11 protein-coding genes and 1 pseudogene are annotated in these 10954 nt (G+C 72.4%); 5 read left to right on the top strand and 7 right to left on the bottom strand.

Annotated elements, in window-relative coordinates; translation table 11 throughout:
- Window positions 1-171 precede the first annotated feature (171 nt).
- Complete coding sequence (locus ACWD04_RS30750) at window positions 172-1041, top strand: ATP-grasp domain-containing protein (RefSeq protein ID WP_451137019.1); 870 nt, start codon at window positions 172-174, stop codon at window positions 1039-1041.
- A 15-nt stretch (window positions 1042-1056) separates the two neighbouring features.
- On the opposite strand, the gene ACWD04_RS30745 is transcribed toward ACWD04_RS30750, so the two are convergent.
- The 3 genes from ACWD04_RS30745 to ACWD04_RS30735 form a co-directional block, all read right to left on the bottom strand.
- On the bottom strand, window positions 1057-4137 hold the full coding sequence (locus ACWD04_RS30745) for an AAA family ATPase (protein ID WP_451137018.1): 3081 nt from the start codon (window positions 4135-4137) through the stop codon (window positions 1057-1059).
- Window positions 4134-5300, bottom strand: coding sequence for an exonuclease SbcCD subunit D (locus tag ACWD04_RS30740; protein ID WP_451137017.1), 1167 nt, complete (start codon window positions 5298-5300; stop codon window positions 4134-4136). The genes ACWD04_RS30745 and ACWD04_RS30740 overlap by 4 nt, the downstream gene beginning before the upstream one ends.
- 142 nt (window positions 5301-5442) lie before the next feature.
- Window positions 5443-6069, bottom strand: coding sequence for a YigZ family protein (locus ACWD04_RS30735; RefSeq protein WP_451137016.1), 627 nt, complete (start codon window positions 6067-6069; stop codon window positions 5443-5445).
- An 82-nt stretch (window positions 6070-6151) separates the two neighbouring features.
- On the opposite strand from ACWD04_RS30735, the gene ACWD04_RS30730 reads away from it, so the two are divergent.
- Window positions 6152-6568, top strand: coding sequence for a CoA-binding protein (locus ACWD04_RS30730; RefSeq protein WP_451137015.1), 417 nt, complete (start codon window positions 6152-6154; stop codon window positions 6566-6568).
- Window positions 6569-6626: 58 nt separating this feature from the next.
- Complete coding sequence (locus ACWD04_RS30725) at window positions 6627-7436, top strand: aminoglycoside N(3)-acetyltransferase (RefSeq protein WP_451137014.1); 810 nt, start codon at window positions 6627-6629, stop codon at window positions 7434-7436.
- Window positions 7437-7470: 34 nt separating this feature from the next.
- On the opposite strand, the gene ACWD04_RS30720 is transcribed toward ACWD04_RS30725, so the two are convergent.
- Window positions 7471-7677, bottom strand: a complete 207-nt coding sequence (locus ACWD04_RS30720; protein WP_451137013.1) for a hypothetical protein — start codon at window positions 7675-7677, stop codon at window positions 7471-7473.
- A gap of 22 nt (window positions 7678-7699) precedes the next feature.
- Window positions 7700-8284 carry a helix-turn-helix domain-containing protein gene (locus tag ACWD04_RS30715; RefSeq protein WP_451137012.1) on the bottom strand — a complete coding sequence of 195 codons (585 nt, stop codon included), beginning with the start codon at window positions 8282-8284 and terminating at the stop codon, window positions 7700-7702.
- Between the two features lie 92 nt (window positions 8285-8376).
- Here ACWD04_RS30715 and ACWD04_RS30710 point away from each other — a divergent pair.
- Window positions 8377-8638: pseudogene (locus ACWD04_RS30710) on the top strand (hypothetical protein); the annotation flags it as partial.
- A 106-nt stretch (window positions 8639-8744) separates the two neighbouring features.
- Here ACWD04_RS30710 and ACWD04_RS30705 read toward each other — a convergent pair.
- A complete protein-coding gene (locus ACWD04_RS30705; protein ID WP_451137011.1) occupies window positions 8745-9497 on the bottom strand; it encodes an acyltransferase in 753 nt (250 codons plus the stop codon).
- A gap of 147 nt (window positions 9498-9644) precedes the next feature.
- Here ACWD04_RS30705 and ACWD04_RS30700 point away from each other — a divergent pair, with 147 nt between their 5' ends.
- Window positions 9645-10178 carry a gamma carbonic anhydrase family protein gene (locus ACWD04_RS30700; protein WP_451137010.1) on the top strand — a complete coding sequence of 178 codons (534 nt, stop codon included), beginning with the start codon at window positions 9645-9647 and terminating at the stop codon, window positions 10176-10178.
- 74 nt (window positions 10179-10252) lie between these two features.
- On the opposite strand, the gene ACWD04_RS30695 is transcribed toward ACWD04_RS30700, so the two are convergent.
- Window positions 10253-10909 carry a DedA family protein gene (locus tag ACWD04_RS30695; RefSeq protein WP_451137009.1) on the bottom strand — a complete coding sequence of 219 codons (657 nt, stop codon included), beginning with the start codon at window positions 10907-10909 and terminating at the stop codon, window positions 10253-10255.
- Window positions 10910-10954: the final 45 nt, after the last annotated feature.

Raw genomic sequence — 10954 nt, 5'->3', positions numbered from 1 at the left:
TCCTTTCTCCCCCCGCGTGCCCGCGGGGGCCCGGGGCGGCGGGGTGGGGGGGGGGGGGCGGCGGGGGGCCCCCCGGGCCCCCCCCCCCCCCGGGGGGGGGGGGGGGGGGGGGGCCCCCCCCCCCCCCCGCCCCTCCCTCTCCCCCGCCGACCACCCGAAGGACGCTTCCGCATGACTCCGCCCGCCTTCCTGTTCTGCTGCGACCCGCTACAACCCCGGCGCCCTGATCCGCAGTTCGGCCAGGAGGCGGCTGCGGCCCGGCGCGCCGGCGCGCAGATTGCTCTCGTCGATCACGACGCGCTTCTCGCCGGGGACGTGGAGACCGCCGTCGGCCGGGTCCGGCGGGACTCGGGGCCGTACTGGTACCGGGGCTGGATGATTCCGCCCGCCCGTTACGCGGAGTTGGAACGCGCCCTCGCCGCCCGTGGCTGCGCGCTGCTCACCGGCGCCTCCGCGTACCGCACCGCCCATGAACTCCCGGGATGGTACGAGGTGTTCTCCGGGCTCACCCCGCGCAGCGTCTGGCGTTCCCTGTCCACCGACGAGGTCCCGCCTGATGCTTCCGTATGGTCGGGCCTCGCCGGGGATCTCGGTCCCGGCCCCGGCATCGTCAAGGACTACGTGAAGTCCCGCAAGCACGAGTGGCTCGAGGCGTGCTTCGTGCCGGAGCTGAGGGACGCGGGCCGGCTAGCCGGAGTCGTCGGCCGATTCGTCGAACTGCAGGGGGACTTCCTGGCCGGCGGAGTGGTGCTGCGCGCGTACGAGCCGTTCGTGCCGGGCGGTGAGGCGCGGGTGTGGTGGGTGGACGGTGAGCCCGTGCTGGTGACAGCCCACCCGGACACGCCCGTCCAGGTGCCCGAACCCCGCCTCGACGCCGTCGGCGAGGCGGTGCGCGCGCTCGGCTGCCGTTGGGTGACCACCGACATGGCGCTGCGGGAGGACGGGGCATGGCGGGTCGTGGAGGTCGGTGACGGCCAGGTCAGCGGCCTGCCCGCCGACGACGACGGGCACCGCCTGTTCACCGCGCTCCTCGGCGCGTGAGCCGCACGCAGCGGTTCAGCAGCCGTAGTCCTCGGCGTCCGCGGGCGCACTGAGCGTGCCGGCCGCCCGGTGGACCACCGCCGACCCGTGCCGTTCCTTCACGATCTCGAGCTGGGCGGGGATGCGGCGCCGCAGGTCGGCCACGTGGCTGACGATGCCGACACTGCGGTCGCGTTCGCGCAGCGAGTCCAGTACGTCGAGGACCTCGTCCAGCGTCTGGTCGTCGAGGCTGCCGAAGCCCTCGTCGATGAAGAGCGTGTCCAGACGTACTCCGCCCGCCTCGTCCGTCACCACGTCGGCGAGGCCGAGAGCCAGCGCGAGCGAGGCGAAGAAAGTCTCTCCGCCGGACAGCGTGGCCGTATCGCGCTCCCGGCCCGTCCATGAGTCGACGACGTGCAGTCCGAGCCCCGCCCTGCGTCCACCGCTGCGCTCGTCGGAGTGGACCAGCGTGTAGCGGCCCGACGACATCCGCTGGAGGCGCGCCGTCGCTGCGGCGGCCACCTGTTCGAGGCGAGCCGCCAGTACGTACGACTCCAGGCGCATCTTGCGCTCGTTGTCCACGGAGGTGCCCGCGGTCAGGCCTGCGAGACGGGCGACCCTTTCGTGCTCCTGCCGCACGGGCCCCAAGGCACGCACCTCGCTCTCGGTGCGGCGTGAGAGCCGGCCGAGCTCCGCGCTGCGCTCCTGCGCGGCGGCGTCCGCCGCGGCACTGTCGCGCAGCGCTTTCGAGGCCAGTTCGTACGCCGCCTGCGCCGCGTCCGGCGCTGCGGGTGGGCGGGCTGCGGCGGATCGGGCGTCCTCCTCGGCGAGCCGGTCGGCGACCGTGGCGGCTTCCGTCTGCCAGGCGTCGATCCGGTGCTGGAGCTCGCGCTGCGCGGTGTCTCCGAGGAGTTTCGCGGCGGCGGCCTGCGGTGTGTCGAATCCGGCCCGGAAGGCAGCGTCGGCCAGCCTGCCGTCTGCCTCCTTGAGCCGCTCGGCCGCGCCCTGTTCGGCGCGGAGTGCCTCGGCGGCGTCGGCCAGCAGCCCCGCCCGCCGCTCCAGCAGCTCCGCGTGCTCGGCCACGGAGGCGCAGACGCCACGGGCCTTCTCCACCTCGGCTTGCAGCGCTGCCTGTTCACGGTCGAGTGCTTCGCGCTGCGAGCTGCGGGCAGCAGCACGCCGCTCGACCCGCTGCCGGTCGTCGAGCCGGCCGAGGTGTTCACGCTCCGCGGCAGCGAGGGCTTCCCTGGCCGCGTGTGTTCCCGCCGCGAGACGGTGCGCTTCGATGTGGTCCCTGGTCAGGCAATCGACGACCGCCCGCAGTTCGGCCACGGATACGGGGGCCCGGTGCACCGTTCCGGTGGCGTCGGTTCCGCCCTCCGGATCCGCCGCCTCCGCCTGCGCCGCCGCGAGGCGTTCGCGTAGGACTCCGAGCTCGCCCTCCGCCTCCGCACGGGCCCGGTCAGCCCGCTGGTGGGCGGCGAGTGCTGCCTCCTCCGTGGCCCGGTCCACATGGCCGGCCTCCGCGCGGGCGGGCTTCGGGTGCTCGGCCGAGCCGCACACCGTACAGGCCGCGCCGTCAACGAGCTGACCGGCCAGTTCCGCCGCGATGCCACGCAGCCGCTGCTCCCGTAGCGCCAGCCACTTCTCGTGCGCGTCCAGCGCATGCTCGCGGGCCGTGGTAAGGGCCGCAGCCGTCGTTTCCACCTGCACGCCGAGCGCGTCGCGTCGGCGTGCCGCCTCCAGCCTCCTGCGCGCGGGGTCGAGCCGGCCCGCCAGCTGTTCCGCGCGGGTCGCGGCGTCCTGCGCCGTCTCGATGGCTTCCCTGAGTTCCCGGTGGGTGGCCTCCCAGCCGGCCAGCCATTCCGCCGCCTCCTGGATCAGTTCGTCGTCGGAGCGGGACTGCCTTTCCAGCCTGGCCCGTTCGGCGTCGATCTCTCTGCTTCGCCGCTCGGCGCGGCGTGCGGCGTCGAGTGCACCCAGCTCCGCCCGCAGACCGCGTTCCCTGTCGGCCAACTGCTCGAAGCCCGCTTCGGCCAGCTCGGGAGGCAGTCCGGCGCGGGACCGCTCGCGGGCCCCGGCAGCCACGCGGTGGGCCCGCTCGGCCTCGTCGCGAAGGTCGAGCGCCGGGGCGACCAGGTCCGCCTTGCGCGCGCGTGCGAGCTGTTCGTGGCAGCGGTCGCGTTCGGCACGGCGGTCCTCCAGGCTTGCGGCTCGGCGGCCGGTCTCCTCATACCGTTGCTGAAGCCGGGCGAGTTCGCGCTCGGCCTCCATTGCGTGGCGTGCGGCGGTACTCCGGCCCTCCGCCCCGGCCAGGACGCACCGGGCGATGTCGAGCCGTTCACCCGCTCCGCTGCGCGCGACGGCGGCCCATTGCAAAACCCCCTCGGCGAGACCGGGCTCACCGGGCCGCTCCTCCGGCAGCGCCTCCTCCTCCGCCGCGGGCCCGGCTGCCTGCGCGATGCGCTGGGCGAGCGCGAGGATCTGTCCGTCCCCCGCCTTGACCCTGGCTTCGGCCGCCCGCCGCAGCTCCGCGAGTCGCTCCTCGACGGCCGCGAAACGGCGGGTGTCGAAGAGCCGGCCGAGCAGCTTTCCGCGTGCCTCCGCGTCGGCCCGCAGGAAGCGTGCGAAGTCGCCCTGCGGCAGCAGCACCACCTGGCAGAACTGGTCGCGGCTCATTCCGATGAGCCCGCCGATCTCCTCGCCGATCTCCTGATGGGAGCGGCTGAGCGGCTTCCAGCCGTTCTCGGCGTCGTATTCACGCAGCCAGCTCTGCGCCTTCTCGGTCGTGACCCCGCCGCCTCTCTTCTTGGGGCGGGGCTGGGCGGGCCGCCTGGTCACTTCCAGGCGGCGGCCCCCGACAGTCAGCTCCAGGCGCACCTCGGTCAACCGGTCCACCGGGGCGTGGTCACTGCGCAGGGAGGTGCCGGGGCTCTGCCGGGCGCCGGGCACCGCACCGTACAGGCCGTAGCAGACGGCGTCGAGAACGGAGGTCTTGCCCGCGCCGGTGGGCCCGTGGAGCAGGAAGATCCCGGCCGAGGACAGTGCGTCGAAGTCGACTTCCTGGGTGGCGCCGAAGGGCCCGAACGCGGTCAGGGTGAGCTTGTGCAGCCTCATCGGGACACCTCGCCGGCCCCGTCGGCGACCCGTACGTCGTCGAAGGCCGCGCTCAGCACCGCCCGCTCCTGTGCACTGGGGCCGCTTCCGCCCCGTACATGGGCCACGAAATCCTCCGCCACCTGCTGGTCGTCACGTCCCTTGAGCCGCTGGGCGTACGACGCGAGGGGGTCCTGAGGGGAACGCTCGGGGTCGAAGACCAGGCTGAGGGTGTGCGGGAAACGCTCGAGCAGCCGGGCCATCGGATCGTCGGGCCGCGCCGGGTCGGTGAGGGTAGCTTCCACCCAGGATTCCCGGTGCCGTTCGAGGGCCGGGTCGTCGAGCAGCGTGCCGAGGCGTCCGCGGAGCCGTGCGAGCGGGCGCGGGACCGGACAGTCGATGCGTTCGGCGACGAGCTCGCCGCCGGAACCGAGGTCGATCAGCCACATCGTCTTGCGGTGCATGTGCTCGGAGAAGGAATATGCGAGCGGCGAGCCCGAGTAGCGCACGCGTTCCGTGACCGTCTGACAGCCGTGCAGGTGGCCGAGGGCCACATAGTCGACGCCGTCGAAGACCCCTGCGGGGACGGCGGAGACACCGCCGACCGTGATGTCACGCTCGCTGTCGCTGGGTTCACCGCCCGCCACGAACGCATGGGCGAGCACCACGGACCGGGTGCCGTCCGGCCGGGAGGCGAGATCGGCGCGTACCCGGTCCATGGCTGCGGTGAGGACGTCTTCGTGCCCCGCCTTCGACGCGCCCAGGCTGTCCTTGACGAGGGCCGGCTCCAGGTAGGGCAGTCCGTAGAACGCCACATCACCCTGTGCGTCGGGCAGCACGACGGGGGTGGCGCAGTGGCCGGGGTCGGTGCGCAGATGGATCTGGGCCCGCGCCATCAGCCCGGCGCCGACACCGAGCCTGCGGGCGGAGTCATGGTTTCCGGAGATCATGACGGTCGGCACCCCGGCGGCGGCCAGCCTGTGCAGCGCGTCGTCGAACAGCTGGACTGCCGACAGCGGCGGTACGGCCCGGTCGTAGACGTCGCCCGCCACCACGACCACGTCGACGGCGTATTCCCGCACCGTGTCCACGAGGTGGTCCAGGTAGGCGGCCTGGGCGTCGAGCATCGAGACACGGTGGAAGGACCGCCCGAGGTGCCAGTCCGAAGTGTGCAGAATCCTCACGACATCACTCCGACGACTACGACACGCATGTTCCACTTCCTCCGCCCCCAGGACCCCACCGGTCCGGCACCCCGCCCGTCCCGGGAATCCGTGGCAGGCCCGACCACGCTAATGCCGCGTGGCCCCCGATCCCGCATCGGGCTCAGACATCCCCGTATGCCTCGCCACCCAGTTCGAGCGACGCGGAGCCTGCCGTGGCGTCGGCCAGCCAGGCCCTGAAACCGTCGACGTCGGCATCCGGCAGCCCGATCGCGAACGTCACGGCCTCCGCGTAGGTCACCTCGCGAACGGGCCGTCCGGTGGCGCGCAGGTCGTTCTCCAGCCTGCCCGCCCGCTGGTGGTCGACCGTGACGGTGGCGAGGCGGAACCGGCGGCGGGTGGTCGTGCCGAGCGCGTCGAGCGCTTCACCGACCGCGCCTCCGTACGCCCGGATCAGCCCGCCCGCGCCGAGCTTGACGCCGCCGAAGTAACGGGTGACGACGGCGACGGCGTACCGCACCTCCCGGCGCATGAGCATCTGCAGCATGGGGACGCCCGCCGTCCCGCCGGGCTCCCCGTCGTCACCGGCCTTCTGCACGGAGGCGTCGGCGCCGATGACGTAGGCGAAGCAGTTGTGGTTGGCAGCGGGGTGCTCCTTGCGGATACGCGCGATGAACTCCTGCGCCTCCTGCTCGGTGGCTGCGGGGGCGAGCGCGCAGAGGAAGCGCGATCGGCTGACCTCGGTCTCGTGCACGCCCACGCGGGCGACTGTCCGGTACTGCTCCTGCATCGGTCCACCCTATGTGCCCTTCCGGCCGGGACTTTCACCCTCCCGTGGGGAATGGTCCGGCGGGACCGTCCGTTGTCCGGGCATGTACGCAGACGATGAGACGGTTCGCAGGATCCTCCAGGACACGGGCGACACCTGGGCGGTGGTCGGCCTCTCCGCCAACCGCTCCCGCGCGGCCTACGGGGTGGCGGAGGTCCTCCAGCGCTTCGGCAAGAAGGTGGTGCCCGTCCACCCCAAGGCGGAGCCGGTCCACGGCGAACAGGGGTACGCCTCGCTGGCGGACATACCTTTCCCCGTCGACGTGGTGGATGTCTTCGTCAACAGCGACCTGGCGGGCGGTGTCGCCGACGAGGCGGTGGCGGCCGGAGCGAAAGCGGTCTGGTTCCAGCTGGGCGTGATCGACGAGGAGGCCTACGAGCGCACGCGCGAGGCGGGCCTCGCCATGGTGATGGACCGCTGCCCGGCCATCGAGATACCCCGCCTGGAGTCTCGCGGCTGACACGAGACGGCCCCCCGCCCGGCAGGCGTGGTGTCGCGGAAGGCTGCCGGCGGGGAGAATGTCCGCTGTGACACAGCCTCTCGTCCTCGGTGGTGAACGCGCCGCCGCCCAGTTGTACGCGCTCGGCGTGCGGCAGGGTGGTGTCGTGCTGGTGCACGCCTCGATGCGATCCGTGGGCGGGGACGCGGAGAGCATGGCCGCTGCGTTGCGACGGGCTCTGGGGCCGGCAGGGACGCTGGTGGTCCCTGCCTTCACCCCGGAGAATTCCGACACCTCGCGCTCGTACCTGGACCGTGTCCGCGGCCTCAGCGCCGAGGCCCGCGCGGCGGTGCGGGCGGCAATGCCGGCGTTCGACCCGGCGGTTTCTCCCGCACCCACGATGGGCGCGCTCGCCGAGACGGTGCGCCGGGCTCCCGGTGCGCTGCGCAGCGCCCACCCGCAGACCTCGTTCGCCGCGCTCGGCCCGGCGGCCGGGAAGCTCCTCGCCGGCCACCATCAGGACTGCCACCTGGGCGAGGACTCGCCTCTCGCCCGGCTGTACGAGGCCGACGCACAGGTCCTGCTGCTGGGCACGGGCTTCGGCAGCTGCACGGCCTTCCACCTCGCGGAGTACCGCCGCCCCGCCCCGCCCCGCCGCCTCTACCGCTGCGTGGTGGCCTTGGAGGGCGGAGGGGGACGCTGGTGGGAGTACGAAGACATCACCCTGGACGACAGCGACTTCGCCGCCCTCGGGAACGACATGGTCCGCGCGCGGGCCGAGGCCGTCGGCACCGGCTCGGTAGGGGCAGCCCGAAGCCACCTGTTCCCTCTCCGCGCGGCCGTGGACTTCGCTGTGGACTGGCTGGGGGACCGTCGTGGCACCGGCTGAGTGCGCCCCTCCCCCCAGCCCGCTGGGTGCCCGTTCACCCGGCGTTCGGGGCCGCAGTGCTCGACGAGACAGCCGTGTCGGCGATCTCGGGGGCGGTTTCGACGTAGACGGCCGACTCGGCGGGGGCGCCGCCCCAGCCGGTTGCCACCACGTCCGCGACGGGCGGGGTGAGCAGGTCCAGCCGGTCGGCGGCGGGAGAGGCATCGCTGAAGGTGCCCCGGGGTGCGCGCACACCGGTCACGCCAACAGCCCGCGCGAACGGCTCACTTGCCCTCGCGGCGGACCGGCGGAATCGATACCGCCATGGTCAGATCGGTGGGCTCGGTGCCGTCGTTGCGGTAACTGTGCGGCACATGGGCCTCGAATGTCGCGGAGGTCCCGGCGGGCACCGTGTGGGCCTCGCCGTCGACGACGAGGGTCAGTGCGCCCCTCGTGACATGGAGGAGCTCCACCGACCCTTCAGGGTGCGGGTCGGAGGCACTGCTGTCGCCGGGCATCAGATGCCAGGACCAGAGCTCGACCGGCCCCCCGGCCTCCGTGCCCACCAGCAGGGTGCTCGCACTGCCGGCCTCCGTCGACCACATGCGCACCGCCTGGCCCTCGGGCACCAGCCGGACATGTGATCCCTGCTCGTAGTCGAGCAGCACGGTGATGCTGACACCCAGCGCGTCGGCGAGTTTGACGGTGGTGCCGACGCTCGGATTCGTGCGCGCCTGCTCGATCTGGATGATCATGCCGCGGCTGACCCCCGCTCGGGCCGCGAGCGCGTCCAGGGTGAAGCCGCGCTCGCCTCGCCAGCGCTTGAGGTTACGTGCGAGCGACTGGGTGAGCTGATCGAGGTCAGACACATGCCGTCCATTATTTTGATTCCAGAGTCATGAATGCTGCACTACGGTGTGGCGCACCCCACCGACCGACGCACTGTACTGCGAGGCCCCCGATGACAGCACTGTCCGCCTTGGCCACGAGCCCGCTGTGGGGCTTGGCCGATTTCGGCGGGCCTCCTTGACCGGGCTTACGCCCGCCCTCACCGTGATGGTCGTGTCGCAGTGCATCGCCGCCGCCGCCCTCGGGATCGCCGTGATCGCGACCGGTGGCTGGAGCGAGGCCGGGGCCGGCTCCCGTTCGCGGTCGCGGCGGGGGCCGTCGGCCCGGTGGCGATGCTGAACTCCTACAAGGGCCGCGCGCTGCCCGAAGAAGGCGGGTGAACGTCTGCGCGGGGTCCAGGCGGCGGGCGCGGGCCTGGCCTTGCCCGGAACGCTCCTGCGGGCGACGGGGTGAACGCTCCCGGAGCAGGATCCGAAGAGGTCAGGTCCCGTCGGCCGCGCCCTCCGGCAACAGCGCCACAGCGGCCAGCTGCTCGGGCGTGACCCCGTCGGGAATCGGCACCGGGGCGGGCGTACGCAGCGGCGGCTGCCAGCCCTTGTCCGGATCCCAGCTCCGCACCACCCGGGCCGGCGCCCCCGCGACCACCGCGTGGTCGGGAACCTCTCCACGTACGACCGCCCCCGCCGCGACCACCACGTTGCGGCCGAGCCTGGCCCCCGGAAGGATCACCGCGCCGGTTCCGATCCAGCACCCTGGCCCGATCACGACCGGCTCCATGCGCGGCCACTGCTTGCCCACCGGCTCGTGGGGATCGTCGTAACTGTGGTTGGTGGAGGTGATGTAGACGTACGGACCGCAGTACGTGTCCGAGTCGATCGACACCGTGGTGTCGGCGATGACATGGCTGCCCCGGCCCAGCACCACGCCGTTGCCCAGGGTCAGGATCGGCTGGGCTCCAAGGTCCAGACCTGGCATCAGGCCCGCAGTCAGCGTCACCTGTTCACCGATGATGCAGTGGTCGCCCAGCTCGATCCACGGCTCCCCGAAGACCGTGCCCTGCGGGAAGGCGAGCCGCGTCCCCGTACCTATACGGCCGAACCGAAGCCGTCCGGGGTGCTGCGCGGTGACCGCTCCGGTCTCCTGCACCCAGGCCCAGACGCGATGGACGGCGCGGGACGTGACACCACGCCACCGGAGGGCCAGGGAGGAGAACAAGTTCCGGTTCTTCGGCACCCGCTCACGGTAGTCGGCCCGGCCGGAGGGGATCCGCGCGACGAGCTGTGATGTTCACCCCACCTGGCCGGCACGCCGGGACCGTCCATTACGCTTCGTGCGGAGCACGGGGCGCCGACGCACCAGACCCCACCGGAGGAGCAGACGATGACAGAGCGGGCATTGGTCACCGGAATCGGCGACAAGGAGCCGGACATCGACCCGGACGCCTTCGTCGCGCCGACTTCCGTCGTCGTCGGCGAGGTGTCGATGGCCGCGGGCTCCAGCGTCTGGTACCACGCCGTGCTGCGCGGCGACGGGGGCCCGATCTCCCTCGGCCCCGAGAGCAACATCCAGGACAACTGCAGCGTGCACACCGACCCCGGCTTCCCGATGACGGTGGGCGCCAGGGTCTCGGTCGGTCACAACGCCGTCCTGCACGGCTGCGTCATCGAGGACGACGTCCTGATCGGCATGGGCGCCACGGTGCTCAACGGCGCGCACATCGGCGCGGGTTCGCTGATCGCGGCGCAGGCCCTCGTACCGCAGGGGATGCGGGTGCCGCCGGGCTCGCTCGTCGCCGGCGTACCCGCCAAGGTCAAGCGGGAACTGACCGCCGAGGAGCGTGAGGGCATCACCTTCAACGCGGCCGGTTACGTGGAGCTGGCGAAGACCCACCGTGCGGCGCACCAGCGGGACTGACCTCACACGGCCCGCCCCGACCCGCCCGCGGGCCCCGGGCCAGGGCTGAAGGACACTCAGGGGCCCGCGCCGGGTCAGTCAGCCGGGACCGCGTCCGGCTCGGGCGCCACCACGGGCCGGTCGGATCCTGCGGCCTTCTTTGCGCGGTTCTTGAGCACCAGCATCGAGATCACACCGATCAGCACGGCGGCCAGCAGCCCCAGCCACGAGAAACGCTTGAGCCACGCCTCGGCGACTACTCCCACCGAGTAGATGACGGCGGTGGTGCCTCCGGCCCAGACGATCCCGCCGAGCACATTGGCGATCAGGAACTTCCAGTACGGCATGCGCAGGACCCCCGCCAGCGGTCCAGCGAAGATCCGCAGCAGGGCTACGAAGCGGCCGAAGAAGACCGCCCACACCCCCCACTTCTCGAACGACCGCTCCGCCATGGCGATCTGTGGTTCTCCGAAGTGCTTGGGGAACTTCCCGCCGCACCAGGCGAGCAGCGGGCGACCTCCCTTACGGCCGATGGCGTAGCCGATCGAGTCACCGATGATCGCCCCGGCCGACGCGCAGGCGCCGAGCACCACGGGGTCGATGTCGCCGTGCTGGGAGGCGAGGAGCGCCGAACTCACGAGGATGATCTCGCCGGGCAGCGGAATACCCAGGCTCTCGAGCCCGATGACGACCCCCACCAGAAGGTAAATGCTGACCGCGGGGACGGTCTCGAGCCACTCCTGGACGTGCAACGCGAGTCCTTCCCGTAAGAGATCTGCAGCCGTGCACCATGGGTG

It is taken from the genome of Streptomyces sp. NPDC002911 (genome assembly GCF_053591835.1).
This window is presented reverse-complemented; position numbering and strand designations above follow the sequence as displayed.